The following is a 26025-nucleotide window of genomic DNA, read 5'->3' as shown; positions in this document are numbered from 1 at the left end:
TCCTTCATGTGTCCGGATGCTAAAGCGCTCTTATGGCGACGGTCAAGCAAAAGGATGTCACCATTTGGCATAATGAGGCAGGCCGAGCGCCTAAGTCGCTTTGACGCAGCGGAAACAAGGGGTGTTGACTGTGTGCATGTTCAGCGAAGCGAACGGTTCGATCGCCGGTGCGGGGGCGCTTCTCAACATCCTGCGCGACGGTCAGGCCAGAACGAGGGCCGAACTGGTCCAGCTCACCGGGCTGGCCAGGTCCACCCTGGCCCAGCGTCTCGACGCGTTGCTGAGCCAGCAGTGGATCATCCCCACCGAGGAGGCCATCTCCTCAGGGGGCCGCCCCGCCATCGCCTTCACGTTCAACCGCACCGCCCGCGTCGTCCTCTCCGCCGACCTCGGTGCCACTCACGCCCGGGTGGCGGTCACCGACCTCGGCACCACGGTCCTCGCCGAGCGCGCGGCCGAGGTGCCGATAGACCGCGGACCCGAGGAGACGCTCGGCTGGCTCCAGCGCACCTTCGAGGAGATGCTCGCCGAGATCGGTCACCGCCCGGAGGAGATCTGCGGCATCGGCGTCGGCCTGCCCGGCCCGGTCGAGCACAGCTCGGGACGCCCGGTCAATCCGCCGATAATGCCGGGCTGGGATGGTTTCCCCGTTCCCGAGTGGCTCGGCTCGCGCCTCGGCGCCCCCGTCCTCGTCGACAACGACGTGAACATCATGGCGCTGGGCGAGCACTGGGCCGCCCGCCCCGGCGCCGACCACCTCATCTTCGTCAAGATTGGCACCGGCATCGGCTGCGGCATCATCAGCGACCGCCGTCTGCACCGGGGCGCCCAGGGCGCGGCCGGCGACATCGGGCACATCCGGGTGGCCTCGGCCCTGAACACCGTCTGCCGCTGCGGCAACGTCGGCTGCCTGGAAGCCGTCGCCAGTGGCGCCGCCATGGCCGCCAAGCTGTCCGCGGACGGGGTGGAGGCCGACGACAGCCGCGACGTGGTCCGCCTCGTACGCGCGGGCAACACCGACGCCGTGCAGCTCATCCGGCAGGCGGGCCGCGAGGTCGGCGACGTGCTCGCCTCGATCGTCAACTTCTTCAACCCCTCGGTGATCGTGGTCGGCGGCGACATCTCCGAGGCCGGTGAGCAGGTGCTCGCCGGGCTTCGCGAGGTCATCTACAGCCGGTCGCTGCCCCTCGCCACCCAGCACCTGACGATCACCGCCAGCGAGCTGGGCGACCGCGCGGGTGTGATCGGCGCCGCCGTCATGGTCATCGAGCACGTGCTCGCCCCCGGCAGCGTCGACCGCTCCGTCTCCGTCCCCGCCGTCTGACCGATCCCCGATGGGACCGTCGCGGCCTACCCCGCTCACCCCGCCTACCCCGCTTCCCGGCGGGTAGGTGGCTTTCGCGATCCACCCCGGCCCCGGCGGGAAGGAGACCTCTCAGCGGGGGATCAGCTCCTGCGACGCGCTGAGTTCCCGCGCGAACCAGGCGATGGTACGGCGCAGTCCCTCGATGACGTCGATTTTCGGCCGCCATCCCAGCGCGGAGACGGCGAGGGAGATGTCGGGACGGCGGATCTGCGGATCGTCGTCGGGGCGGCCGACGAAGCGGATCGGTGACTCCGAGCCGGTCAGGTGCCGGACCGTCTCGGCGAGGGCCAGCACGCTCAGCTCGGTGGGATTGCCGATGTTGACCGGCCCGGTCATCTCGCCGCGGGCCAGAGCCACGATCCCCTCCACGGTGTCGTCGACGTAGCACACCGACCGGGTCTGCCCTCCGTCGCCGGCCACCGTGATCGGCTCACCGCGCAACGCCTGGCGCACGAAGGTGGGAATGGCCCGGCCGTCATAGGGCCGCATCCTCGGCCCGTAGGTGTTGAAGATCCGTACGATCGCGGTGTCGGTGCCGTGACAGGTCCGGTACGCGGTGGTCAGCGCCTCGGCGAACCGCTTGGCCTCGTCATAGACGCTGCGCGGTCCCACCGGGTTGACGTTGCCCCAGTAGGTCTCGCGCTGCGGATGCTCCAGCGGATCGCCGTAGACCTCGCTGGTGGAGGCGAGCACGAGCCGGGCGCCCTTGTTCCTGGCCAGCCCCAGCGCGTGCAGCGTGCCCAGGCTGCCCGCCTTCAACGTCTCGATCGGATGGCGCAGGTAGTCCACCGGCGAGGCCGCCGAGGCGAGGTGCAACACCAGGTCCACCTCCCCGGGCACCCGCAGAAAACTCGTGACGTCGCACTCCACCAGCCGGAAGGCGGGCAACCCGACCAGGTGCCCGACGTTGGCCGGCGAACCGGTGAGGAAGTTGTCCAGGCAGACCACCTCCGCCCCCTCGTCCAGCAGCCGCTCACACAGGTGTGACCCGACGAATCCCGCGCCACCGGTCACCACCACCCGCCGCCCGTTCACCGCACCCCCACCTCCATCAGGCGCGCGGCGGCGTCGAGGACGTCCCAGACCCCGATCTCCAGCAGTCCCGGATCGGGCCGGTACCCGTAGGGATCGCCGAGACCTCCTGCCCACAGGACGGTGTGCGGCCCCGTCGGCGGCGGTCCCCACAGCGCGGGCGAGACGGGGCCGAACAGCGTCACCGAAGGGGTGAGGAAGGCGGCCGCCAGGTGAGCCACGCCGGTGTCGCCGCAGATCACCAGCCGTGCCCCCGCCACCAACCCGGCCAGTTCGAGCAACCCGGTGCGCCCGGCGAGTACGGACGTGGACGGCAGCCCCGCGAGCAGGGCCACCCGTTCGGCGAGGTCCCTTTCCCGCTCGCCCCCCGTGACCACGACCCGGTGCCCGTTGTCCCGCAGTTCCGCGGCCACGAGCGCGAACCGCTCCGGCGGCCAGCGCCTGGCCGGGTATGCGGCTCCCGGGTGGATGACGACCGGCCGCGAGCCCTCGTCGGCGAGGGGAGGGCGTTCCAGTTCCAGATCGGCGGGATCGGCCTCGATGCCGTACCAGCCGAGCAGGTCGCACCAGCGCCGCACCTCGTGCACGCCTTCCGCCCAGTCCGGTCCGTACGCGTCGGGGAAGGCGGGATGCCGGTAGGTCAGCAGCCGAGCCGGGCCGGTGCGGTGGAGCGCGGCGATGCCTCGCCGGCCACCGCCGTACAGGTTGACGGCGACGTCGACACGCCGCCCGAGGCGCGGCACGTGACCGGGGCCCGACACGTCGCACACCTCGTCCACCCCGCCGATCAACGGCACCAGGGGCGCCAGCGCGGCGGGCGCGGCCAGCACGATCCGGTGGTCGGGATGGGATCGCCGCAGAGCCCGCAGGGCGGGGACGACGGTGAGCAGGTCACCCAGCCCCAGTCCGCGCAGCACGATCATGACCGGCTGATCGTCCTCCAGGGCGACGTTCCGCCCCGCGGTGTCGCTGCCGGTGTCGGCGCCGGACTCGACGCCGGTCTCGACGCCGGTCTCGCTGTCGGTCTCGCTGCCGGCGTCAGAAGGACGCGCATGGTCAGATAACGGGGGGAGTCTCATGTGACGACCTCTTTCACGAACGTCGGGGCGATCCTCATGTGACGGTCTCCTTCACGAACGTCAGGTGGTCGACCGCCTCGACGACCCGCGCGCTCGGCACCGACGCCGGACACGGGTGACCGGCGACCGGACGGGTTCCGGCCCACGTCGTCTCGCGGGACGTCCGCCTGTCTCCGAGGAGCACGGCCGGCACCCCGTACGGCGCCCAGCGCCCGGCGGGGGCGAACAGGCTGACGACCGGTGTGCCGACCGCCGCCGCGAGGTGGGCGGGTCCCGTGTCGGCGACGACCACCGCGCACGCTCCTTCGAGCACCGCGGCGAACTCGGGGTAGGTCGTCCTGCCGCCCAGATCGACGACGGACCTACCCGGGTGGCCGCCGGGCCGCCCGTCACGCGGGCCCGGGTGGCCGTTCGAACCCCGGCCACCCGTCGCGGCCGACTCACCGTCGACCCAGCCCGCCGTGAAGGCGGGCTCGTCCATCTCCCAGCCGCGCAGGCGGGCGGGGCCTTCGCTCATCCAGTCGCCCGCGAAGAGGGGACCCGGCGACAGGCCGTGCTGCCCGGCACCCGAAGCGATCCGCGCGGTGAGTCCCCGCTCGTCCCGGTCGCCGGTCACGACGACCCTGCGACCCGAGCGGACCAGGTCGTGGACCGCGCGTGCCCAGTTCTCCTCCGGCCACGCCCCGGCGGGGGCCGAGACGCCGGGGTGCAGGACCACGTAGCCCGGCGCCCCGGTGAGGTGGCCGACATCGGGCAGCGGGCGTCGCACGGCGAGGCCGCCCGCGTCTTCCGCCGGAAGCTCGAATCCCGCCGCCGCGGCCAGCCCGAGCATTCGCTCGGGCTCCGGCATGTCCGCCTCCTCGTCGACGGCGTGCCACACGTCGAGCAGCGAGCCCGGGTGGTCGGTGGAGATCGCGGCGATCCTCGGCGTATCCGCCAGCCTGAGCAGCAGGGCCAGCGGCAGCGCAGACCGGTGGCGCGAGGTGAGGATGAGCGCCTGGTCGGGGGCCACGTCACGGACGACGCGCAGCAACCTCAGGACGTGCGTGCCGGTCACGAGCGGCGCGGCGGGGTCGATCCACGGCGTACGCCACTCCACCACTCTCGACACCCCGGGCAGCAGTTCGGCGGCGGCCCGGCCGCACGGCCCGGTCAGCAGCACGACCTCCCGCGCGCTCGCGGCCACCGCGCGGATCGCGGGTCCCGCCAGCAGGACGTCGCCCGCCTTGTCCAGGCGGGCGACGAGAACGGTGCCGATCACCGTCGCTCCCCCGGTCGCGTCACGACGTGGGCGATCTTCCCGTTGACCGCAAAAACGGCCAATAAGTCATGAAATGTCGTATTTTTACCGAGAAATCCCATGGCGCTCGGCCTCTCGTTCGATATCTACTGACTACCGAGAGGAGCGACCACACAAACCGAAAAATCGTACATAAGCGCAGTTAAGAGGAGTATGCAATTACTTTTATCACTATAAGTAATCGCTATGGTGATTACCCGGCCCATCGGCCGGGTAGCGAAGCTTCGCGACGGTGAATCCCCGCGAGACCGGACGGCCCTGGTGATCGGATAACCGGGGGCGGTCACGGGAGGCGGCGGGCGAGGAGCCGATCGGCCGGCGGCAGGGCACGCGGAAAGCCGATCAGCCGGAGAGCCGGGTGCAGAGCCCCTCAGCCGGGAACGAGGTGGGCGTTGGGCTCGCGGGCCCGGTCCGCCAGCTCGGGAATCTCCAGCACGGTCACCCCGGCCGCCGCGAGTTCCTCGGCCCCATGGCAGTCGACGAAGACCAGCGGCTCGCGCCACGCCATCACCACGCGCCGCACGCCGCTGTCCAGGATCAGCCGGGTGCAGGTCCTGGGACGCGAGGCGCGCGCGCTGCACGGCTCCAGACTGCTGTAGACCGTGGCGCCGGCCAGCCGGGGATCGTCCGGGGAGATCTTGGCCAGCGCCGACTCCTCCGCGTGGACGTGGGGGTCGTTCTCCCGCGAGTAGCCCCGGGAGATCTCCTCACCGTCGGCGGAGACGACCACGGCGCCGACCGAGAAGGCCGTCTCCGAGGGCGGGCACGACCTCGCCAGGTCGCACGCCAGCTCCAGCCATTCGCGGTCGCTCATCTCGGCCTCCCCCGTGGACGGCGTCTCAGGTCAGCAGTCGACGCGCTCCCCGGCCTGAAGGCCGGGGATTCAGCCCGCGCCGCGCGTTCACGCGGCACCTCTGAGGCTTCCTGTTTCGTCGACCTGAGCCACCGCGAGCGGTGGTCTTACCGGGTCTCCACAGTCGTTTAGCCTGTCCGCCCGTCCGGCGGCCAGGATGTTGATCGCCGCGTTGATGTCCCGGTCGTGGACGGCCCCGCACAGGCAGGTCCACGACCGGACGTTGAGCGGCATCGACTCGGCGATGTGCCCGCAGTCAGAGCAGAGCTTGGAGGAGGGGAACCAGCGGTCGATCTTCGTGAAGGTCCGCCCGTACCGCTTGGCCTTGTACTCCAACATGGTCGTGAACTGCGACCATCCGGCGTCGTGTACCGACTTGGCGAGTCGTGTGCGTCCGAGACCGGACACCGACAGGTTCTCCACGGCCACCGCTTGGTTCTCGCGGATGATGCTCGTGGAGAGCTTGTGGGCGAAGTCGCGGCGCGCGTCGGTCACCCGGGCGTGCGCCCTGGCGACCTTGGCCTTGGCCTTGGTGCGGTTGTTCGATCCCTTGGCCTTGCGGAGCTTCTTCGCGGCCCGGCGCAGGAAGCGCGGGTTGTCCACCTTCCGGCCGTCCGACAGCACCGCGAAATGCGTCAAACCGAGATCGATCCCCACTTCGGCGGCCGACTCCGGGAGTTGCTCGCCGCCGGTCTCGACGACGAAGCTCGCGAAGTACCTGCCGGAGGCGTCCTTGATGACCGTCACGCTCGACGGGTCGGCGGGCAGATCCCGCGACCAGCGGACGTTCACGTCGCCGATCTTCGGCAGGCGAAGTTTCCCGCCCGCCGTGACCTGGAACCGGGCGTTCTTCGTGAACCGGATGGCCTGCCGGTTGTCCTTGCGGGATCGGAACCGGGGGGCGGCGACCTTGGGCCCCTTCCGTTTGCCCGACAGCGAGGCGAAGAAGTTGCGGTAGGCGGTGTTCAGGTCCGCGAGCGCCTGCTGCAACACCACGGCTGACACCTCGCCCAGCCATGCTCGTTGCGGGGTGTTCTTCGCGGCGGTGATGACCCGCTTGGACAACTCCGCGTCCGAGACGTACGCCACCCCCTGCTCGCGGGCGTCGGTCCGGGCGCGCAGCCCGTCGTTGTACACCGTCCGCGCGCACCCGAACGCTCGCGCCAGCGATTCGCGCTGACCCGGCGACGGGTAGAGGCGGACGTTGTACCGAAGCTGCACACCATGACCCTACCATTGGTCTATGGCCGAACATGGAGACATCAGAACCGGCAGGCACTGTGTTTTTGTCCTTCATGCCCATTTGGTTTTCGTGACCAAGTTCCGGCATCGGGTGTTCACCGGGGCACACCTGGAACGCCTGGAACAGATCATGCGGGACGTCTGCGCCGACTTCGAGACCGAACTGGCCGAGTTCAACGGCGAGGCCAGCCATGTTCACCTGCTGGTCAATTTCCCGCCCAAGATCGCCCTGTCCCGGCTCGTCAACAGCCTCAAGGGCGTCTCCTCCCGCCGGATGCGAACCGAGTTCCCCGAACTGGCCCGCCACTACTACCGGGCGAACAAGCTGTGGTCGGGCTCCTACTTCGCCGGAAGCGTGGGCGGCGCACCGATCAGCGTCCTGCGCCGGTACATCGAGCAGCAGAACCGCCCCGTCCGAGCCTGACCGGACGCCGATCCGCCGTGGCGGCGGATCGGCTTTTCCTGCCCCGCTACGCGGGCGAGTCCGCTTCACCCCGGCCTGAACGCCGGAGCACTACGGACGAATCTGGTAGCGCAGGAGGGTGACGTCGCCCATCTTGCGGACCTCCGCCAGGTCCATTCTGCGATCGCGGTCACGGGGGAACTCCCCGCCCCCGACGAAACGCGGGGCCGCCGGATCGCCGACGAAGAACGGCGCGACGACGAGGTGGAGTTCGTCCACGAGATCCTCCCGCAGGAAGCGGGTGTGCACGGAGGTGCCGCCCTCGACCATCAGGCGGCGCACCCCCCGCCCGTACAGGTCACACAGGACGCGGCCCAGGTCGACCGCGCCGCCCGCGCCACCGTCGACGCCCGGGGCACCGGCGTCGACCACCTCGGCGGCCCCGCCGAGACGCTCGGCGAGCTTCGCCACCGCCGCCGGCGCGGCGTACACGATCCTCTCCGCGTCACCGGCCGTGAAGAAGGCGGCGCCCGGGTCGAGGTCTCCGGTGGCGGTGAGCGTCACCTTCGCGGGAGACGGCGGCAGGCCGCGCGCGACCCGCTCCAGCGCGCGCTCCCGCGACCTGACGAGGAGTCGCGGATCGTCGCGGCGGACGGTGCCCGCTCCGACCAGGATCGCGTCGCAGGTGGCGCGGACCGCGTCGACCCGGTCGAAGTCCTCGTCGTTGGAGAGCAGGAGCCGTCGCGGCGTCTCGTCGTCGATGTATCCGTCGACGGACATCGCGCAGCTCAGCAGCACGTAGGGGCGCTCGCCCACCCTCCACCTCCCCGCTTGGGCACCGGCCGATCGTAACAACCTCGCCGTACCCGCTCGTGGCGACGTCCCCTCCGCGCGTCCCGCCCGGCCACTCCCCGCCGGTCGCGTACCGGCGAAGACAGGATGTCATCTGTACGTCAGCGGCAATTCCCCCTTCGTTTACCCTCTGTTAACCTAAAAATAAAGCTTTCTCATTGAAGGGGCATAAATGCGCGCGAGTCCGCCGAGACGTGGCCACGGACGCTCCCCGGGTCTTCTTCGACCTCTCGGAAGGCCGACCCGCCACCGTCTCCGCGACACCGGCCGCGCGCGCCCCCTCGCCACCCTCGTCACCCTCGCCGCCCCCGTCTCTCGCACCGCCAGTGCCCTCCGCGCTTCCGGGGGCGAGGGGGAGGCGTGACGGCGAGGCATCCGGGACGCGAGTGCGGCGCGGGCGCGAGGCGCGAACGGCGGTATCACCGCTGATGGGATGGACCCTCGCGTTCGCCGCCGTGGCGATCCTCTTCGTGCTGGCCAGCGGGGCCAATGACGGGGCCACCATCATCGGTCTCGGGCTCAGGTTCCCCCGCTCCCCCGGATGGGCGGTCACCGTGCTCCTCGTGGCCGTGCTCTTCGCCGTCCCGTACCTCCTGGGGGTCGCGGTCGCGCGCACGTTCACCGAGCGGCTGGCCGGGCTCGGGACGAGCGGCGGCGCGGCGGCGTTCCTGGTGGGAGTGGTGATCGCGGTGGCGGTGGTCGCGGTGCTGACCGGCAGGGGCCTGCCGACCAGCCTCACCCTCGCGGTGATCGGCGGCATCAGCGGCGCGGGACTCGGCGCCGGGCTCTCCGTGTCGTGGGGGGACCTGGGCACCGTCCTCGCGATCGGGGCCTGCGCGCCCCTCGCCGGGCTGGTCCTGGGCTATCTGCTGGGGGCCCTGTCGCACCACGTGCCGTCCTACCGTCGCATGCCGCGACTGGTGTTCACCACCCACCTGCTCGCCTACTCGGCCCAGTGCGTGGCGTACGCGGTGAACGACGGCCAGAAGATGATCGCGGTGGTGAGCGTGGCGATCGGCGTGAGCCGTCACGGGCTCGGCGGGGTGGGGCCCGTCGAGGTCCCGCCGGTGTGGATGGCCGCCCTCGTGGCGCTCTTCCTCGCCGGTGCCCTGACGAGTCTGATCCGCGTCGGAGGCCGGTTGGGCCGCGGGGTGGTCATCACCCGCCCGCTGCACATCGTCTCCGCCGAGACGGCGGCCACCGGCGCCGTCCTCGGCAGTTCGGCCCTGGGAAGCCCGGTGAGCATGACCCAGTCGATCACCGCGGGGGTGGTCGGCGCGGCGACGAGCGAGGGAACGAGGAGGGTGCGATGGCAGGGCGTCGTGAACGTGGGTACGGCATGGCTGGTCACGCTGCCGTCGTCGATGGCGCTGGGCTGTCTCGGCGGTCTCGCGCTGAGGCTGATGTGAGCGGCACCGAGGGCCGCACCCGGAGGTTCGCGCGTGCCTGGGACGACCTGCGCGGCCGGTCGGGGCGGCGGATCGTCTCTCTGGTGAGGGAGCAGGTCGCCATCGCGCGGGCGGGAGCCGTGCTCGCCCTCTCGGTCGCGGACGGCGAGATCGAACGGTCGAAGGCACGCGCCCGGATGGCCGACGTGGAGCACGAGGGGGACGAGGCCAGAGCCCGGCTGGTACGGATCCTGCGGCGGGTGCTGGCGACCCCTCTCGACAGGGAGGACCTGTTCAGGCTCTCCCGTTCGATCGACGACGTGCTGGACCAGCTACGCGACTGCGTGCGCGAGATCGACCTGTTCGGGCCACAGGACGTGCGGTTCGCGGTCGAGCCGCTGCGGGCGGTGATCGACGGTCTCGACGAACTGGAGGGCGCCGTACTGAAGATGATCGACGACCCGGCCTCGGTCACCGGGGCCGTGCTCGCCACCCGCAAGGCGTGCAGTCGCGTCCGCCAGCTCTACCAGGCCCGGCTCGCCGAGTTGTTCGCCGAGCGGCTGACCATGGACACCCTGCGCAGGCGCGAGCTGCTGTCGCGGCTCGACGCGGTGGGCCGCCGGCTCGGCGAGGCCGCCGACGCGCTCGCGGACGCGATGCTCAAACGGAGCCACTGAAGGGAACTCCCGGGTGGCCGGGTTCGTCAATCCCATGCGACCGTTCACCATGCGACGTCCCCGACGCTGAGAGGCATCTCCCGTGCGCAGCTCGTTCTTCGGAAACCTTGACCAGGACCGGTTCCCCGGCCACTTCGCCCTGCAGAACGCCAAGATGCTGCGGGTGCGGCTGAACGGGGAGGTGCTCGCCCGGCAGGGGTCGATGGTCGCCTTCCAAGGACAGATGGACTTCGACTACGAGGGCGCGGGGAGCGTCGGCCGCTTCCTGAAGAAGATGGTCAGCGGGGAGGGCGCGCCGCTGATGCGCGTCCGGGGGCAGGGCGTGATCTTCTTCGCCGACAACGCCACCGACGTGCACCTGTTCTACCTGGAGGACGAGGCGCTCACCGTCAACGGCACCAACCTGCTCGCCTTCGACCCGCAGCTCACCTGGGACATCCAGCGCGTCCAGGGCGCGGGCGTCGCCACCGGCGGCCTGTTCAACACCACGCTCAAGGGCACCGGCTGGGTGGCGGTCACCGCGCACGGCGCCCCCGTGCTCCTCGACACCTCCCAGGCGCCGACCTTCGCCGACGGCCAGTCCGCGGTGTGCTGGAGCGCGGGGTTGCACGTGGGGGTCAACCGCACGATGAAGGCGGGGGCTCTGATCGGGCGAGGCAGCGGCGAGGCTCTGCAGCTCGCGTTCAGGGGAGAGGGCTTCGTCCTCGTCCAGGCGAGCGAGGGCCCGATCATCCCCAACTCCGGCTGACCCCCGCCGCTCACGCTCTGGCCTGGATGAGGCCGTGGGCGCCGGTGGTCAGCCAAGGGCGGCCCGTGGCCTCCAGCGACGTGACCACGTCTCCGTCCAGGCCGACCGCGACCTCGGACTTCAGGGTGCGCAGCGCCACGACCGGGCCGGGGAAGTAGGCGGTGGCCTCGGCGAACGGGGTGGTGTGCGGCCAGGCCCTGTCGCCGACGAGACGGCGGTAGTTCAGGTCACCCTTCATGATCGTGAGTGACGCGGTCGCGAAGTCCTCCCGCATACCGAAAGGCATCTCCCGGTAGGGCAGGGGCGCGCAGGAGAAGGCGTACGCCCGCATGAGCAGCCTGCCCGACCCGAGCGCCGCCCGCAGCCGCCCCGCGACCTCTCCCGCCTCGCCACCGGCGGCGGCCATCCTGCGCAGGCAGGCCAGGACGTCGGCCGGGGTGGCGTCGGACACGTAGTACGGCAGGGGCTTGACGTGCAGGACGACCTTGCCCGCTCCCCTGGCGTGCAGCAGGTGGTCGATGAGGACGAGGTCGGGCAGCAGCTCGCTCCCGGCGTTGTCCGCGACGAGGCAGATCCTCGCGAGCCCCCCGCGACCGGCCTCCTCGCCGTCGACGAGTGACCACAGGAGCGCGCTGTCGTCGGCGAGGAGCCCGGACTCCCTCCCGGCGAGCTCGGGGCCGGCCGCGACCCGGAACACCAGGTCGGCCCGGTTCCCCCACAGCGCCCTCAGAACGAGCGCCTGGGCCCGCTCCGCGGAGGGCAGCGCGGCCACCGCGTCGAGCTCGCGAAGCTCCTCGTCGACGGCCTCGCCGAACAGCTCGGCCTGCTTGAAGGGCTCGAACGGGTCGACGCCTCGCCACGGTCCCGGCCCGAAGTAGCCGACCGCGGACAGGAGCCTGCGGTAGAAGTAACTCTCCGCCCACAGGAACGGCGCGTCGTCCCACCGCCGCCCGACATGGCCCCGGTCCCAGCTCTCCCACAGGTCACGGTCGTGCGCGGACTCCTCAAGCGGCTCGATCACCCCCTCGATCTCCTCAAGCAGCAGGTCGAGCGCCCGGTTCGCCCCGAGGTCGTACGGCGTGGCGGTGCGGACCTTCTCGATCAGGGCGGGGTGCCGTTCATGAAGAACGCGCCACGGATAGGAACCGGGGACGTCGCTCAGGAACACCGGCGGATCCTGCGGCGCCGAGGGCCCCGCAGGCCGCTGCCGGGCATCACCGTCTGCCATTTCCGACTCCTTTTTGACGCGGGACGACTCTTGTTATGAAATATGTTTAGCTAGAGCGAACAGGCGGTCACGCTGCCTGACGGAGGGAGCCGCAGGTGGGCACATCGGAGCGTCACAGCGGTGAGGAGCTGGACCGCCACGACGCCGTCGGAGCCCGGATGCGGCAGTTCCGCAAGGAACGCGGTCTGACACTACGCGGTCTCGCCACCCACTCCGGGCTCTCGATCGGGTTCCTCTCGCAGGTCGAGAGGGGGATCTCCTCCATCGGCCTCACCGCGCTCAACAGCGTGGCCACCGCGCTCGACCGCAGCGTGGCGGAGTTCTTCAACGACGTGCCGCCCGAGGAGGAGACGCAGGAGACGCGCGCCCCGGTCTCCCATCTGCCGAGCCACTTCACGCTCACCCGCTCGGCGACGGCCGCCACCGAATACATCTCGGGCCAGCAGACCTACCGCATGCTCTCGGCGAGGGGCCCGAACCTGGTGCTCGAACCGCTGCTGGTGCACATCGCTCCCGGCGGCAAACGCGAGAACTCCTACGGTCACGCCGGGGAGGAGTTCGCCTTCGTGCTGGAGGGCGAGCTGCTGTACGAGGTCGACGGCGTCGAGCACCGGCTGTACCCGGGCGACAGCGTCCACCTGAGATCGACCGTCCCGCACAGCATGTTCAACGACACCGACCGGGTCACCACGGTCGTGTCCGTGGTGACCCCCCGGTTGTTCTGACTCCCTCCCCGCCGGGCGCGAAGGCGATCCGGCGCGGAGCGATCCACCGCCACGGCAGGACGTCACGACCACGCGGGACGGCCCCCGCGCGCAACGCTCGCCGGGCGACCGCACGACGCGGCCGACAGCGGCTCGGGACGCTCGGCGAGCGACCGCGCGGAGGTGGTCAGCGGCGGCGCAGGGCGCGGGTGGCCAGCGCGACCGCGGCCAGCGCGCCGAGTGCCCCGGCGGCGACCGCCCCGCGCTGGCGGGAGATGCGCCGCTGGATCTCGGCGTAGGGCACCGTGCTGAACGAGACGAGCTCGTAGCGGGAGACGTAGACGCCGGGCAGCAGCCGTTCCAGGCCGTGCTCGACGCGTTTGCGCAGCAGGAACGACCGGGAGGCGACCTTGTCGCGCATCTCGACGAAGTTCTCCAGCGCGAGTTCGGCGATGGTGTCGGCGTGCTCCTTGCGCCGGGCCCCGTACATGGCGAGGGCCCGGGGGAAGTCGTCGCCGGCCTCCTCCAGGCAGCGGTCGAGCTCCACGCAGTCCTCGAAGCCGCAGTTCGCGCCCTGGCCGTAGAAGGGGACGATCGCGTGGGCCGCGTCTCCGAGCAGGCCGACCGCCGCTCCCCCTGTGCCGCGTACGTGCCAGGGGCGGGCCCGCATGGTGACCAGGTGCCCGATCGGGTTGTGGGCGTAGTCGTCGGCGAGGTCGGGCATGAGGGCGTGGGCGTCGGCGTAGTTCGCGGCGAAGAACTCCTCGAAGCGCTCCGCGGTGTCCAGCTCGGCGAAGCTGCCCGGCCCCGACTTGGGCCAGAACAGCGTGCACGTGAAGGACCTGTCCGGGTTGGGCAGGGCGATCATCATCGCCTTGCCGCGCGGCCAGATGTGCAGCGCGCCCGGGTCGAGGGCGAACCCGCCGTCGCGCGCCGGGATCGTCAGCTCCTTGTAGCCGTAGTCGAGGTACTCCTGGCTGAAGTCGAAGCCGGGAAGGAACTGCAGCCGTCCCCGTACCGCGCTGTAGGCGCCGTCGGCGGCGAGCACGACCTGGGCGGTGCGGGTGACGGGACCGCCGGGCGTGTCGAAGTCCATCCGGCCCGAGTCGACGTCGAGTCCGGTCAGCCGGTGCTCGAAGAGCGCGCGGACCCCCGGCATGCCGAGGGCGGCGTCCAGCAGGGTGCGGTTGAGCTCGGAGCGGCTGATGGAGTTGATCGCCCGCTGCCCTCCCGCGCTGTAGGGCTGGAAGCTGAGCGTGCCGTCGGGGGCGTGCATCATCCGGCCGGGCATCGGCAGCGCGGCCTTCAGAACGGTCTCGTCCAGCCCGATCCGGCGCAGCGCGTCGATCCCCCGCTCGGAGATCGCCAGGTTGATCGAGCGTCCGCGCTCGGGGGCGGCCTCGCGCGGGTCGGGCCTGCGCTCGTACAGGGTGACCTCGTAGCCTCGGCGGGCCAGGTAGCAGGCCGTCAGGCAGCCGACCAGCCCCGCGCCGACCACGGCGACCTCGCCGGGGGACCTCATCTCGGGCTCACCTCCCTGGCGAGCGCGTCGGCGGCCCGCCAGCAGTCGTGGAACGTGGAGTACAGGGGCACGGGGGCGAGCCGGATGACGTCCGGGCGCCGCACGTCGGCGAGGACGCCGTGGACCTCGTGCAGCCGGGCGGCGAGGTTCGCGGCGTCATCGGCGCCGGGGACGCCGCCGGTCACCCGGAGGGAGAGCTGGGCTCCGCGCCTGGCCGGGTCGGCGGGCGTGACGATCTGCAGCGGGCGGTCGCGGACCACCTCGGCGAGCAGCCCTTCCAGGTAGCCGGTGAGCGCCAGGCTCCGCTCCCTCAGCGCCGCCATCCCGGTCTCGGCGAACATCCGCAGCGAGACCCGTACCGGGGCCATCGCGAGGATCGGCGGGTTGGAGATCTGCCAGGCGTCGGCGGTGGGTACCTGGACGAGTTCGGGCCGCATCTCGAAGCGGGTCGCCTCCTCGGTGCTCCACCATCCGGCGAGCCGGGGCAGCGTGGGATCGGTCACGTGGCGCCGGTGCACGAAGCATCCGGCGACGGCGCCGGGACCTGAGTTGAGATATTTGTACGAGCACCAGGCCGCGAAGTCCACGTCCCAGTCGTGCAGCGCGAGCGGCACGTTCCCCGCGGCGTGCGCGAGGTCCCAGCCGACGCGGCACCCGGCCGCGTGCCCGGCCGCGGTGACGGCGGGGATGTCGAGGAACTCACCGGTCAGGTAGTTGACCCCGCCCAGGAGCACGAGCGCCACCCGGTGCCCCTCGCGGGCCAGGTAGTCCACGATGTCGGCGGTGCGCAGGCAGTCCTCGCCCTCGCGGGGGCGCAGGCGGACCACCGTCTCGTCGGGGTCGAGGCCGTGGTGTACGGCCTGGCTGCGCACCGCGTAGCTGTCGGAGGAGAAGGCGTGGTCCTCGATCACGATGCGGGTGCGCTCACCCGCCGGGCGGTAGAAGGTCGCCATCATCAGGTGCAGGTTGACCGTGAGGGAGTTCATCACCACGGTCTCGTCGGGGAACGCGCCCACGAGCGCCGCGGCGTCCTCGCGCAGTTCCGCGTGGTAGGGCAACCAGGGGTGCGCCGCGCGGTGGTGGCCCTCGACCGCGTGCATGGCCCAGTCGTCCAGCTCGGCGGAGATCGCGGCGCGGGCCGCGCGGGGCTGGAGGCCGAGCGAGTTGCCGGCGAAGTAGGCGAGCTCGGGGTGCCGGGAGGTGGCGGGGGCGGGCGGGACGAGGAACTCCGCGCGGCGGCACACCGGCCTTCCGGCGGCCCTGGCCTGTCGTGCGGACTCGGCGTCGGCGGCGAGCGCCTCCCGCTCACCGGGCAGACCGGTCTCCCCAAGGCCGCCACGGCCACCGGATCCTTCGTATCCGCCCAGGTCACGGCGCGGGGCGCGGTCCACGTCACCGCCGGTGTCATGGAGATCGCCGAGGCCCCCGGCCCCCGCGGCCGTCACGTCCGACATCTCCGTTGCCGGACCCCCGGCGCGTTCACTCGTCACATCATCTCCTTCTCCTCTCTTATGTTCACCCATACTGAACTCAAGTGAAAATCAGCAGAGTGAGATGATTCGGGCCGTGCGCTTTCCGGACGGAAGGTTCTCGGGACATCCGGTTTCAAGATGACGGAGCGTCACCCGAGGGTGTCGCGATTCGCACCGGGCTACCGCTCTCTCACCGCGGGGGATCTGTCCAGCAGCGGCAGCACCTCGGCCCCGAGCAGCTCCACGCCCCGGTCGTCGGTGAGGCCGTGCGGGGTGCCGAACTCCACCCGGTGCGCGCCCGCGTCGATGAGGGCCTGGGCCTGCGCGGCGACCTGCTCGGGGGTGCCGGAGAAGGCGAACAGGTCGAGCAGGTCGTCGGGGATGAGCCGCCCCGCCTCGGCGTCCCTCCCCTCCCCGACCAACGTCTTCACCCTGTCGAGCAGGTCGGCGGGGATCTCCACGGTCGGATCGAGGTCGGCGACCACCGCGAGATACATCGCGACCTCGCCGCGCGCCTTGGCGCGGGCCGCGGCGCCGTCGGTGTCCACGACGGTCACCGCGCCTAGGACGACGCCGATCTCGCCGGGATCGCGCCCGGCCGCCACCGCCCCGGCCGCGACCCGCTCGCGGATCACCCCGACCATCGCCGGGTTCGCGCTGCCGCCCACCTTGATCTCGTCGGCGACCCGTCCGGCCAGCGCCGCCCCCCGCGGCCCCCACGTGCCGAGCAGCAGCGGCGGCCGGGGCCGGTGCACGGGGTAGCGCAGCCCGGTGCCCGGCGCGAGGCGGAACATCTCCCCCTCGTACCCTCCGGTGTCACCGGCGAGCAGCCGGTAAACCACCTCCGCCGCCTCCGCCAGCGCGGTGAGCGGCCTGGGCTGGGCGATGCCCACCGCGCCGAGCCAGGTGCCGCGTGCCAGCCCGAGGTAGGCGCGGCCGTGCGAGGCGAGGTCGAGGGCGGCGAGCTGCCCGGCGATCTCGTACGGTGCCGTGGAGTAGGGGTTGAGACAGGCCGTGCCGAGCCGCACCCGCCCGGTGGCGGCGGCCATCTCCAGCAGGGGGAAGATCGGCGGCTGGTACATCAGGTCGCCGAACACGCTCAGCACGTCGAAGCCGTGCTCCTCGGCGCGGCGCGCGAGCCGCGCGTAGTCACCGGCCCGCTTGTCGCTCTGCAGGCCGAGGCCGATCTCGGCGGCGGTCATCGGGGGCTCTCCTGCCCGGTGGCGGTCGTCACGGCTTCCTCACAGTCTGCGGTCGTCGCGGATCGCCGCGTGATCACGGCGGTCGTCGGGGATCCCTCCGGAACGCCGGTCATCGCGGGTCCTTCTCGGTTCAGGTCGGCTCAGGTCAGGTCGGCTCAGGTCAGGTCGGCTCAGGTCAGGTCGGCGGAGTTCATCCGGCGGCGCCCGGTCCGCTCGACCCGCATCACCAGCCGCTCCTCCGGGTCGGGGCAGGTGAACAGGGTGTCTCGCTCCAGCCAGTCGCCCTCGGCGAGGTCGCGCTGCTTGGCGGCGAGGAACGGCAGGACCGAGGCGAGCGCGTAGACGCAGAAGTGCTCGCCGTCGGGGAGGCGCAGGTGGGCGCTGTTCTCCAGCGTGAAGCAGTCGCCCACCTCCATCCCGCAGACGGACCTGCCCTCGATGCGGTCGACCACCACCCGCAGGTCGTACAGCTCCATGTCGCCACCGTCGCCACCGTCGCCGCCGTCGCCGTTCCCACTGATGTCGTTCATGCCGCTTCCTCCCTCAGCCCGTCCGGACCATGATCTTTCCTGTCGTACGGCGTTCGGCCAGGTCGGCCAGGGCCGCGGGCGTTTCCGCCAGGCCCACCACGCGCGACACGAGCGGCCGTACGGCGCCGGAGCCGAGCAGGGCGAACAGCTCCTCGTAGGCGTCCCGCACCGCGGCCGGTCTCCGCCACGGGTACGCCGACCCCCACGACACCCCGACCAGGGAGGCGTTGGCGGCGACGAACGCCATCGGGTCGACCGGCGGCGGAAACCCTCCGGCCGCACCGACGGCCACCAGGCGCCCCTCGAAGGCGAGGCAGTCCAGCGAGCGCGCGAGGACGTCGCCGCCGACGGGGTCGACGACGACGTCGGCGCCGTGGCCGTCCGTGAGGTCCATCACCGAGGCGGCGAAGTCGACCTCCAGGTAGTCGATCGCCTCGGCCGCGCCGTTCTCCCGGCACAGTGCGGTCTTGGCCGGGCCGCCCGCCGTGCAGATCACCCGCGCCCCGAAGGCGAGCGCGAGCTGGGTGGCGGCGATGCCGACACCTCCCGCGCCCGCGTGCACGAGCACCGTCTCCCCCGCCGCCAGCCCGGCCCGGCGCAGCGCGAACCACGCGGTCTGGTACGTGACGGGCAGCGCCGCGACCGTGACGGGGTCGAGCCCGGCCGGGTAGGGCACGACGAGGGCGGCGTCGACGGTGACGACGTCGCCGAGGGCTCCGTGCGGCAGGGTGGGGCAGGCGAGGACCGCCCTGCCCTCCAGGTGCTCGGCACCCGCCCCGGCGGCGACCACCGTCCCCGCGGCCTCGACGCCGGGCGTCATCGGCGGATCCGGGCGTACGGGGTAGGTGCCCCTGCACAGCATGACGTCGAGGTAGTTCAGCCCGACGGCCCGCACCGCGATCCTCACCTCGCCGTCGCCGGGGGCGCGCTCCTCGGGCACCTCCGCCAGGGAGAGGACCTCCTCGGGCTCGCCGTGCTCGTAGGCGACCAGCCGCCGGTTCACGGCGTGAGCAGTTCTGAGTGGTGGTGCACGATGAGCCAGTCTCCGCCGACGCGGCGCAGCACGTCGGTCACCCGGCTGCGCTGGACGGGTCCGTCCGGCAGCTGGGCGACCAGCACGTAGCGGGCGACGCCGGTGTCGTCCCACACGTCGATCCACTTGTCCTCGGCCTCCAGCCTGTCGAGGCGGGGACGCGCACCCGAGCCGTCCCTCTCGTCGCGGTAGGCGTCGAGTTCCCGCCGGGTCCTCAGCGGTCCCGGCAGATGCGTCTCCCAGGTGGTCACCTCGTCGTGCAGGTGCCCGTCGAAGCGGTGGCGGTCGGCCGCGAGGAACGCGTCGTACATGTCGTCGATGCCGGCCGAGATCAGATCGGCGTCCGCACCGGACCCGGTGTTCACGACTTCTCCCATCAGGTCGGTGCCCACCTCGGAATCGGGTTTCACTGCTTCTCCCATCCCGACCGGTCGTCGCGGACGACCCGGCCGCCCTTCATCACCCAGCGGACCCCGCGGAAGGCCGAGGTGCCCGCGAGCGGGTCGGCGTCCATCGCGATGAGGTCCGCGTACTTGCCGACCTCGACGGTGCCGAGGTCGGCCTCGGCGCCGAGCCAGCGGACCGGGCCGAGCGTGCCCGCGTACAGCGCTCCGGCCGGGCCGAGACCGCCTTCGGACATGCACTCCAGCTCGCGTACCGAGGCGTTGGTCCCCTCGAAGTCCCAGAACGGCGGCATGTCGCTGCCCAGCAGGACGTCCACCCCCGCGTCGAGGGCGATGGCGTAGCTCTCCAGGTGGCGGGGTCCGGCGCCGAGCGAGCGGCACTGCATCCACTCCGGCACCCCGAGTTCGTCGAAGAACTCCTTACAACGGGTGACGAGCAGCGTCGGTACCAGGGACGTGCCGCGTTCGGCCATCCTCTTCGCGACCTCGGGGGTGAGCTGGTAACCGTGCTCGACGCAGTCGAGGCCCATCTCGACGGCCTCGGCGATCACCGCCGCCGGACCCGCGTGCGCGGTGACCTTGCGGCCCCAGGCGTGCGCGGTCTGCAGCGCCGCCGCCAGCTCGTCGGAGAACAGCTGCGGGGTGTCCATCTTCTCGTGTTCCCCGGCGATACCGCCCGAGATCATGATCTTGATGAGGTCGGCGCCCGCCTTGATCTGGCTGCGCACCCCGCGCCGGAACCCGTCGGCGCCGTCGCACTCCAGGGTGTCGCTCCCCTCGTGCCCGTGGCCACCGGTGCAGACCAGGGCGCGACCCGCGGTGAAGATGCGCGGGCCGACCGCCCGGCCCGACTCGATCGCCCGGCGCAGCGCGAAGTCGGCGTGGTCCTTCTCGGCCACACACCTCACCGTGGTCACCCCGCAGTGCAGGGTGCGCCGGGCGCCGTCCGCCATGTAGAGGGCGAGTTCGTGCGCCGTCATGTTCTTGACGCTGTCGCCTCCCTGGCCGGGGAGCGACAGGGACAGGTGGGTGTGCATGTTGACCAGGCCGGGAGTGACGTACGCGCCGTCCAGGTCGAGCAGGTGGGCGTCGCCGGTCCGCTCCAGGATCCGCTCGCGAGGACCCACGGCCGCGATCCTGTCACCCCGGATCCACACCGCGGCGTCGGCGATCCGCCCCTGCCCTTCCGCCGTCAGGACCGCGGTGTCGGTGATCTGCCCGTCCGCCGTCCGGATCTCCGGCCCAATGGCCGCGTCGCCCGAGAACGGGACGCCCGCCGTACGACCTCCCGAGGCCATGCCGGCAAGACCGGCGGCGCGGGCGTCGGTGACGGTGCAGTTGACGAGGACCACGTCGTTGACCATGTCGTTCATCGGACGACCTCGGCTCCATAGATCTCGCGGGCGGCCTCGGGGGAGACGTAGCCCTCGGCGACGTCGCGGCGCACCAGGTCGGGATCGCGTTCGCGCGGATCCCCGTGCCCGCCACCACCCGCCGTGAGCAGCGTGATCCGGTCGCCGACCTCCACCCTGGTCCGTTTGGTGCTCACCCGGTGCTCACGCTCGGTGCCGGGAAAGACCACCACCTGATTTGGCTCGGGCTCCAGCCCGCCCTCCAGCGCCCACGGCCGCGACCTCGTCTTCTTGATCACCGACAGGAACTCCCCCGGCACCACGAAACGAATGTCACGCCGCAAACCCACCCCACCCCGCAGCCGCCCCGCACCCCCGGAGTCCTCACGCATCTCCACCCGCTCGAAGAACATCCCGGTCCTCGCCTCCAGAACCTCGACGGGGGTGTTGCGGGCCTGGGTCTGGCACAGGTGGTTGGCGGCGTTCATGCCGTCGTGGGACGGGGTCGCACCCCAGCCGACCGGGTCGTTGTTGCTGACGGCGAACATCTGCCCGGTCTCCGGATGGATCCCGACCATCATGAACCCCGGCACGTCACCCCCCGAGGAGGCGGGAAGCCGCTCCGGCATGCCCTGCGCCAGCGCCTTGTAGATCAGCTCCAGGGCGACCGTCCCCGTCCACTGGGTGAAGGTCGCCGCCGGGTAGGCGGCGTGGAAGAGCGTGCCGGGCTCGGCCCGCACCTCCAGCGGGGCGAAGTGCCCGGCGTTGGTCTGCTCTGTCGGCGTGGTGATCGCCTTGAACGCGACCCGGCAGGTCGCGATGGTCGCGCCGAACGGGAGGTTGACCGGTCCCGCGGTCGCGCCGGACGATCCGGCGAAGTCGACGGTGAAGGTGCCGTCGGCGACGGTGACGGTGACCTCCATGCGGACCGGATCCCCGGTGACCCCGTCGTCGTCCAGCCAGTCGACCGCCGTCCACGAGCCCTGCGGCAGGCGGGCGACGGCCTCGGCGGCGGACTCGGCGGCGGCGGTGATCACGGTCTCGACGACGGAGGCGACGACGTCCCCGCCGTAGCGGGTGTGCAGCTCGCTGAGGCGGCGCTCGCCGGTGCGCAGCGCGGCGACCTGCGCGTTCAGATCACCGATCACCAGATCCGGCATCCGCGAATTGAACCGGATCAACTCAATGATCTCCCGATTCGCCACCCCCTCCGAGAACACCTTCGTCCCCGGAAAGATAATCCCCTCCTGATGCATGTCCGTGGAATCCAGCACATACCCCGGATCCTTCGCCCCCAGATCCATCCAGTGAGCCCGCACACACAAAAAACCCACCAGGTCCGCACCCACGAACACCGGGCAGAACAACGTCGCATCATAAGAATGCGCCGCGTTCCAGTACGGATAGTTCAGCAACACCACATCACCGGGACGCAGATTCTCCCGCCCCACATACTCCACCCCCTTACGGATGGAATAGTCGTTGGCACCGAGAAAACGACTCAGGCCTGTCGACTCCGCGACCAGGCGGAGGTCCGCGTCGTAGACGGAGATGCCGAAGTCGAACACCTCGTAGATCACCGGGTTGAAGGCGGTACGGACGAGCGTGGCCCGCATCTCCTCGGCGACCGAGGAGAGGTGGCTGCGCACCACCTCGACCGTCGCGCCGTCCACCGGACCGAGGCCCCCGCCCGCGCGGCCGGTCCTTCGCCCACCTGAGGCGGCGGGCCCGGTGGACTCCGGGGCCGCGGGGCCGGAGGGAGCGGACGGGTCGGAGACGGCGACCCCTGAGATGGCGGAGCCGGACGGCGTGGAGGGACCGGACGAGTCGGAGACGGCGGCCCCCGGGACGACGGAGCCGGACGGCGTGGAGGCGGCGGGCTCAGACATCGTCGATCCCGTAGGTCTCGCGGGCGGCCTCGGGGGAGACGTAGCCCTCGGCGACGTCGCGGCGCACCAGGTCGGGATCGCGTTCGCGCGGATCCCCGTGCCCGCCACCACCCGCCGTGAGCAGCGTGATCCGGTCGCCGACCTCCACCCTGGTCCGTTTGGTGCTCACCCGGTGCTCACGCTCGGTGCCGGGAAAGACCACCACCTGATTTGGCTCGGGCTCCAGCCCGCCCTCCAGCGCCCACGGCCGCGACCTCGTCTTCTTGATCACCGACAGGAACTCCCCCGGCACCACGAAACGAATGTCACGCCGCAAACCCACCCCACCCCGGAACCGCCCCGCACCCCCGGAGTCCTCACGCATCTCCACCCGCTCGAAGAACATCCCGGTCCTCGCCTCCAGAACCTCGATCGGGGTGATGCGTCCCGTGCTCCCCGAGACGTGGGTGGCGGCGTTCATGCCGTCGTGGGACGGGGTCGCACCCCAGCCGACCGGGTCGTTGTTGCTGACGGCGAACATCTGCCCGGTCTCCGGATGGATCCCGACCATCATGAACCCCGGCACGTCACCCCCCGAGGAGGCGGGAAGCCGCTCCGGCATGCCCTGCGCCAGCGCCTTCAGGATGAGCTCGACCGCGACGATGCCGGTCCACAGGGTGAACGTCGGCTGCGGGTAGACGGCGTGGAAGAGCGTGCCCGGTTCGGCCCGCACCTCAAGGGGAACGGTCGTGCCGAAGTTGGACGGCTCGTCGGGCGAGGTGAGCGCCTTCAGGACGACCTTGCAGATCGCGATGGTCGCGCCGAACGGCATGTTGATGGGACCGGCGGTGGCGTGCGAGGAACCGGCGAAGTCGACGGTGAAGGTGCCGTCGGCGACGGTGACGGTGACCTCCATGCGGACCGGATCCTCGGTGATCCCGTCGTCGTCCAGCCAGTCGACCGCCGTCCACGAGCCCTGCGGCAACTCGGCGAGGGCGGCGCGGGTGCGCGCCTCCCCGTCCTCGACCATCCGCTGGACCGCCGCCTCCACGGTCGGGCGGCCGAACTTCTCCAGGATCTCCTGGAAGCGGCGCTCGCCGGTGCGCAGCGCGGCGACCTGCGCGTTCAGATCACCGATCACCAGATCCGGCATCCGCGAATTGAACCGGATCAACTCAATGATCTCCCGATTCGCCACCCCCTCCGAGAACACCTTCGTCCCCGGAAAGATAATCCCCTCCTGATGCATGTCCGTGGAATCCAGCACATACCCCGGATCCTTCGCCCCCAGATCCATCCAGTGAGCCCGCACACACAAAAAACCCACCAGGTCCGCACCCACGAACACCGGGCAGAACAACGTCGCGTCATACGCGTGTGCCGCGTTCCAATATGGATAGTTCAGCAACACCACATCACCGGGACGCAGATTCTCCCGCCCCACATACTCCACCCCTTTACGGAGTGAGAAGTCGTTGGCGCCGAGGAAGAAGGTGAGCCCGGTGGCCTCGGCGATCAGCCGAAGGTCCGCGTCGTACATCGACATGCCGAAGTCGTGGACCTCGTAGATCACCGGGTTGAAGGAGGTGCGGATCAGCGTGGCCCGCATCTCCTCCGCCGCCGCGAGCAGGTAACTGCGCACCACCTCGGCGGTCGCGCCGTCCAGCCGAGCACCGTCCGCCCCGGCACCGTCCAGCCGCTCCGTCATGCCGTCGCCTCCACAAGCCGTACCAGCAGGTAGCCGTGTTCCTCGACCTCGACCCGCTGTCCCGAGGGGACCACGGTGGTCGAGGTGCCCTCGTCGACCAGGGCGGGCCCTTCGAACGCGTCACCCGGCTCCAGCAGCGCGCGCTCGTAAACGGCGAACGACGCCGTGGCGCGGGTGCCGAAGTCGTAGGCGTCCCTGCGGGCGAGCAGCGCCCGGCTCGCGTCGCCGTCGCCCGGCGGGCGCGTCACCAGCTCGGGCCTGTCGGTACGACCGATGCCGCGCACCCGCAGGTTGAGGATCTGCACCCGGTTGTCCATCGCGTGCCCGTACCGCGCCGCGTGGGTCTCCTCGAACGCCCGCCTGATCGCGTCGCGGTCGAGGTCGCGGCCCGTGGTGATGATGAGCGAGTGCTCCTGGCCCAGGTAGCGCAGCTCGAACTGGCGCTCAAGGACCATGCGGTCCGCCGGGACCCGCTGCGCCTCCAGGGAGGCGACCGCCTCGGCCTCGACGCTCTTGAACACCGTCTCCAGCCCGTCGAGGTCGGCGTCGTCCAGGGTGGCCATCACCGTACGGGAGAAGTCGTCGACGATGTCGGCGCTGAGCATGCCCCAGGCGGAGAAGCCCGAGGGCGCGAACGGCACGATGACCTCGCCGATGCCCATCTCCGCCGCGAGCAGCGGGGCGAGCAGCGGCCCCGCCCCGCCGAACGCGAGCAGTGAGAAGCCCCGGGGGTCGTGTCCCCGCTCGACCGTGATCTGCCGGACCGCGCCGACGGTCTTGGCGAGCAGCACGTCGAAGACGCCCGCCGCCGCGGCCTCGGGGCTGAGCCCGAGTGGCCCGGCCACCTGCTCGTCGAGCGCCGCGCGGGCGGCGTCGGCCCGCAGCTCCATGGTCCCGGCCAGGAAACGGTCCGGGTCCACGTAGCCGAGGACGACCGCCGCGTCCGTGACGGTGGGGCGGGTGCCGCCCCGGCCGTAACACACCGGGCCGGGGTCGGCACCCGCACTCTGCGGCCCCACCTTCAGCAATCCCCGCTCCAGCCACGCGATCGAGCCCCCTCCGGCGCCGATCGTGCGGATGTCGTAGGTGGGGATCAGCAGCGGGAAGTGCTCCAGCTGCGCCTCGTAGGCGGCCACCGGGGACCCGTGCTCGATCACGCACGCGTCCAGCGAGGTACCGCCGATGTCGAAGGTGAGAAGGTCCCGGCGACCGAGGGCGGCGGCGATGTGCGCCGCGCCCACGATGCCGCCCGCCGGGCCCGACAGCACGGTGTGCGTCGGGGAGGTCTTGGCCACGGCCGACGTCATGGAACCGCCGCCGGAGCGCATGATCAGGAATCGCCCGTCGAAGCCGCGCTCGGCGAGCCCGCGCTCCAGCCGGTCCACGTACCTCTCGAAGATCGGCCGGATGTAGGCGTCGAGGACGGTCGTGCTGGTCCGCTCGTACTCGCGGTACTCCCTCACGATGTCGGTGGAGACCGAGACCGTCACCTGGGGGTACGCCTCGCGGATGATCCGGGCGGCCTCCCGCTCGTGGGAGGGGTCGAGGAAGGAGTGCAGGAAGCAGACGGCGATCGACACCACTCCCCGCTCCTCGACCAGGACGCGGGCGGCCTCCCGCACCCCGGCGGCGTCGAGCTCCTCGACCACCCGGCCCCGGTGGTCGAGCCGCCCACGCACCCCGGCGGTGTGGCGCCGCAGCACGAGGCTGTCGGGCCGCTCGTACTGGAAGTCGTACATGTGGTCGGAGGGCACGTTGCCCCGGCCGATGAGGAAGATGTCGCGGAAGCCGTCGTTGGTGATGATCCCGGTGGGCTCGCCGCGCCGCTCCAGGACGGCGTTGAGCCCGAGGGTGGTGCCGTGGATGAACAGCTCCACCTCCGACAGGTCGGTGCCGAGCGCGGTGACCGCGTCGAGCACGCCCTCCCAGGGGCGCGCCGGGGTCGTCGAGGCCTTCCTGAAGCGCACCTCGTGGGTGCGCGCGTCCAGCTCCATCGCGTCGACGAAGGTGCCGCCGATGTCGACGGCCAGACGGATGTGCTTGGGGTCGGGCATTGCGGGTG

Annotated in this window: 23 protein-coding genes; 6 read left to right on the top strand and 17 right to left on the bottom strand. The window is 71.3% G+C overall.

Going from position 1 to position 26025, the window contains the following annotated elements; all coding sequences use genetic code 11:
• Nucleotides 1–136 precede the first annotated feature (136 nt).
• Entirely contained in the window at nt 137–1324 is a 1188-nt protein-coding gene (locus tag ABZ664_RS02445; RefSeq protein ID WP_362501869.1) for an ROK family protein, read from the top strand.
• 111 nt (nt 1325–1435) lie between these two features.
• On the opposite strand, the gene ABZ664_RS02440 is transcribed toward ABZ664_RS02445, so the two are convergent.
• The 5 genes from ABZ664_RS02440 to ABZ664_RS02420 form a co-directional block, all read right to left on the bottom strand.
• The gene (locus tag ABZ664_RS02440; protein WP_362501867.1) at nt 1436–2401 is read right to left on the bottom strand and encodes a UDP-glucuronic acid decarboxylase family protein; all 966 of its coding nucleotides are present in this window, start codon (nt 2399–2401) and stop codon (nt 1436–1438) included.
• Nucleotides 2398–3477: a glycosyltransferase family 9 protein gene (locus tag ABZ664_RS02435; protein WP_362501865.1), complete on the bottom strand. Its 1080-nt coding sequence runs from the start codon at nt 3475–3477 to the stop codon at nt 2398–2400. The genes ABZ664_RS02440 and ABZ664_RS02435 overlap by 4 nt, the downstream gene beginning before the upstream one ends.
• A 34-nt stretch (nt 3478–3511) precedes the next feature.
• Complete coding sequence (locus ABZ664_RS02430; RefSeq protein ID WP_362501863.1) at nt 3512–4738, bottom strand: glycosyltransferase family 9 protein; 1227 nt, start codon at nt 4736–4738, stop codon at nt 3512–3514.
• A gap of 409 nt (nt 4739–5147) precedes the next feature.
• Nucleotides 5148–5591 carry a deaminase gene (locus tag ABZ664_RS02425; RefSeq protein ID WP_350947339.1) on the bottom strand — a complete coding sequence of 148 codons (444 nt, stop codon included), beginning with the start codon at nt 5589–5591 and terminating at the stop codon, nt 5148–5150.
• Nucleotides 5592–5678: 87 nt separating this feature from the next.
• On the bottom strand, nt 5679–6851 hold the full coding sequence (locus ABZ664_RS02420) for an RNA-guided endonuclease TnpB family protein (RefSeq protein WP_362501861.1): 1173 nt from the start codon (nt 6849–6851) through the stop codon (nt 5679–5681).
• Between the two features lie 22 nt (nt 6852–6873).
• Here ABZ664_RS02420 and tnpA point away from each other — a divergent pair, with 22 nt between their 5' ends.
• Nucleotides 6874–7296 (top strand): IS200/IS605 family transposase, encoded by a 423-nt coding sequence (gene tnpA, locus ABZ664_RS02415; RefSeq protein ID WP_362501859.1) that lies wholly within the window; start codon nt 6874–6876, stop codon nt 7294–7296.
• A gap of 90 nt (nt 7297–7386) precedes the next feature.
• Here the strand turns inward: tnpA and ABZ664_RS02410 are convergent, their stop codons facing one another.
• Nucleotides 7387–8091 (bottom strand): dihydrofolate reductase family protein, encoded by a 705-nt coding sequence (locus ABZ664_RS02410; protein WP_362501857.1) that lies wholly within the window; start codon nt 8089–8091, stop codon nt 7387–7389.
• Between the two features lie 464 nt (nt 8092–8555).
• On the opposite strand from ABZ664_RS02410, the gene ABZ664_RS02405 reads away from it, so the two are divergent.
• The 3 genes from ABZ664_RS02405 (at nt 8556) to ABZ664_RS02395 (ending at nt 10940) form a co-directional block, all read left to right on the top strand.
• A complete protein-coding gene (locus ABZ664_RS02405; protein ID WP_362501854.1) occupies nt 8556–9536 on the top strand; it encodes an inorganic phosphate transporter in 981 nt (326 codons plus the stop codon).
• Entirely contained in the window at nt 9533–10192 is a 660-nt protein-coding gene (locus ABZ664_RS02400) for a DUF47 family protein (RefSeq protein WP_350947336.1), read from the top strand. The genes ABZ664_RS02405 and ABZ664_RS02400 overlap by 4 nt, the downstream gene beginning before the upstream one ends.
• Before the next feature lie 82 nt (nt 10193–10274).
• Nucleotides 10275–10940, top strand: a complete 666-nt coding sequence (locus ABZ664_RS02395; RefSeq protein WP_362501852.1) for an AIM24 family protein — start codon at nt 10275–10277, stop codon at nt 10938–10940.
• A 10-nt stretch (nt 10941–10950) separates the two neighbouring features.
• Here the strand turns inward: ABZ664_RS02395 and ABZ664_RS02390 are convergent, their stop codons facing one another.
• Nucleotides 10951–12168 carry a damage-control phosphatase ARMT1 family protein gene (locus ABZ664_RS02390; RefSeq protein ID WP_362501850.1) on the bottom strand — a complete coding sequence of 406 codons (1218 nt, stop codon included), beginning with the start codon at nt 12166–12168 and terminating at the stop codon, nt 10951–10953.
• Between the two features lie 95 nt (nt 12169–12263).
• On the opposite strand from ABZ664_RS02390, the gene ABZ664_RS02385 reads away from it, so the two are divergent.
• Nucleotides 12264–12893, top strand: a complete 630-nt coding sequence (locus ABZ664_RS02385) for a cupin domain-containing protein (protein ID WP_350947333.1) — start codon at nt 12264–12266, stop codon at nt 12891–12893.
• A gap of 166 nt (nt 12894–13059) precedes the next feature.
• Here the strand turns inward: ABZ664_RS02385 and ABZ664_RS02380 are convergent, their stop codons facing one another.
• The 10 genes from ABZ664_RS02380 to ABZ664_RS02335 all read right to left on the bottom strand — a co-directional run bounded on the left by ABZ664_RS02380 (nt 13060) and on the right by ABZ664_RS02335 (nt 26017).
• A complete protein-coding gene (locus ABZ664_RS02380; RefSeq protein WP_362502241.1) occupies nt 13060–14436 on the bottom strand; it encodes an NAD(P)/FAD-dependent oxidoreductase in 1377 nt (458 codons plus the stop codon).
• Nucleotides 14391–15884, bottom strand: coding sequence for a kynureninase (gene kynU / locus ABZ664_RS02375; protein WP_362501848.1), 1494 nt, complete (start codon nt 15882–15884; stop codon nt 14391–14393). Before kynU ends, ABZ664_RS02380 begins: the two co-directional genes overlap by 46 nt.
• A 161-nt stretch (nt 15885–16045) precedes the next feature.
• A complete protein-coding gene (locus ABZ664_RS02370; RefSeq protein WP_362501846.1) occupies nt 16046–17068 on the bottom strand; it encodes an LLM class flavin-dependent oxidoreductase in 1023 nt (340 codons plus the stop codon).
• Nucleotides 17069–17238: 170 nt separating this feature from the next.
• A complete protein-coding gene (locus tag ABZ664_RS02365; RefSeq protein WP_362501844.1) occupies nt 17239–17598 on the bottom strand; it encodes a TIGR04076 family protein in 360 nt (119 codons plus the stop codon).
• Nucleotides 17599–17611: 13 nt separating this feature from the next.
• Nucleotides 17612–18601: a zinc-binding dehydrogenase gene (locus ABZ664_RS02360; RefSeq protein ID WP_362501842.1), complete on the bottom strand. Its 990-nt coding sequence runs from the start codon at nt 18599–18601 to the stop codon at nt 17612–17614.
• Complete coding sequence (locus ABZ664_RS02355; protein ID WP_362501840.1) at nt 18598–19041, bottom strand: DUF4440 domain-containing protein; 444 nt, start codon at nt 19039–19041, stop codon at nt 18598–18600. Before ABZ664_RS02355 ends, ABZ664_RS02360 begins: the two co-directional genes overlap by 4 nt.
• Nucleotides 19038–20408 carry an amidohydrolase family protein gene (locus tag ABZ664_RS02350; protein WP_362501838.1) on the bottom strand — a complete coding sequence of 457 codons (1371 nt, stop codon included), beginning with the start codon at nt 20406–20408 and terminating at the stop codon, nt 19038–19040. Before ABZ664_RS02350 ends, ABZ664_RS02355 begins: the two co-directional genes overlap by 4 nt.
• On the bottom strand, nt 20405–22276 hold the full coding sequence (locus ABZ664_RS02345) for a hydantoinase B/oxoprolinase family protein (protein WP_362501836.1): 1872 nt from the start codon (nt 22274–22276) through the stop codon (nt 20405–20407). The genes ABZ664_RS02350 and ABZ664_RS02345 overlap by 4 nt, the downstream gene beginning before the upstream one ends.
• Entirely contained in the window at nt 22269–23963 is a 1695-nt protein-coding gene (locus ABZ664_RS02340) for a hydantoinase B/oxoprolinase family protein (protein WP_362501834.1), read from the bottom strand. The genes ABZ664_RS02345 and ABZ664_RS02340 overlap by 8 nt, the downstream gene beginning before the upstream one ends.
• A complete protein-coding gene (locus ABZ664_RS02335) occupies nt 23960–26017 on the bottom strand; it encodes a hydantoinase/oxoprolinase family protein (RefSeq protein ID WP_362501832.1) in 2058 nt (685 codons plus the stop codon). The genes ABZ664_RS02340 and ABZ664_RS02335 overlap by 4 nt, the downstream gene beginning before the upstream one ends.
• Nucleotides 26018–26025 lie beyond the last annotated feature (8 nt).

Origin of the sequence: Streptosporangium sp. NPDC006930 (genome assembly GCF_040635605.1) — a bacterium.
Taxonomy (GTDB): Bacteria; Actinomycetota; Actinomycetes; order Streptosporangiales; family Streptosporangiaceae; genus Streptosporangium.
This window is presented reverse-complemented; position numbering and strand designations above follow the sequence as displayed.

Coding starts and splice junctions, on each gene's coding strand:
- ABZ664_RS02445 (WP_362501869.1), top strand. CDS start 137: ATGTTCAGCGAAGCGAACGGTTCGATCGCCGGTGCGGGGGCGCTTCTC.
- ABZ664_RS02425 (WP_350947339.1), bottom strand. CDS start 5,591: ATGAGCGACCGCGAATGGCTGGAGCTGGCGTGCGACCTGGCGAGGTCG.
- ABZ664_RS02335 (WP_362501832.1), bottom strand. CDS start 26,017: ATGCCCGACCCCAAGCACATCCGTCTGGCCGTCGACATCGGCGGCACC.
- ABZ664_RS02340 (WP_362501834.1), bottom strand. CDS start 23,963: ATGACGGAGCGGCTGGACGGTGCCGGGGCGGACGGTGCTCGGCTGGAC.
- ABZ664_RS02365 (WP_362501844.1), bottom strand. CDS start 17,598: ATGAACGACATCAGTGGGAACGGCGACGGCGGCGACGGTGGCGACGGT.
- ABZ664_RS02435 (WP_362501865.1), bottom strand. CDS start 3,477: ATGAGACTCCCCCCGTTATCTGACCATGCGCGTCCTTCTGACGCCGGC.
- ABZ664_RS02350 (WP_362501838.1), bottom strand. CDS start 20,408: ATGAACGACATGGTCAACGACGTGGTCCTCGTCAACTGCACCGTCACC.
- ABZ664_RS02390 (WP_362501850.1), bottom strand. CDS start 12,168: ATGGCAGACGGTGATGCCCGGCAGCGGCCTGCGGGGCCCTCGGCGCCG.
- ABZ664_RS02405 (WP_362501854.1), top strand. CDS start 8,556: ATGGGATGGACCCTCGCGTTCGCCGCCGTGGCGATCCTCTTCGTGCTG.
- ABZ664_RS02370 (WP_362501846.1), bottom strand. CDS start 17,068: ATGACCGCCGCCGAGATCGGCCTCGGCCTGCAGAGCGACAAGCGGGCC.
- tnpA (WP_362501859.1), top strand. CDS start 6,874: ATGGCCGAACATGGAGACATCAGAACCGGCAGGCACTGTGTTTTTGTC.
- ABZ664_RS02345 (WP_362501836.1), bottom strand. CDS start 22,276: ATGTCTGAGCCCGCCGCCTCCACGCCGTCCGGCTCCGTCGTCCCGGGG.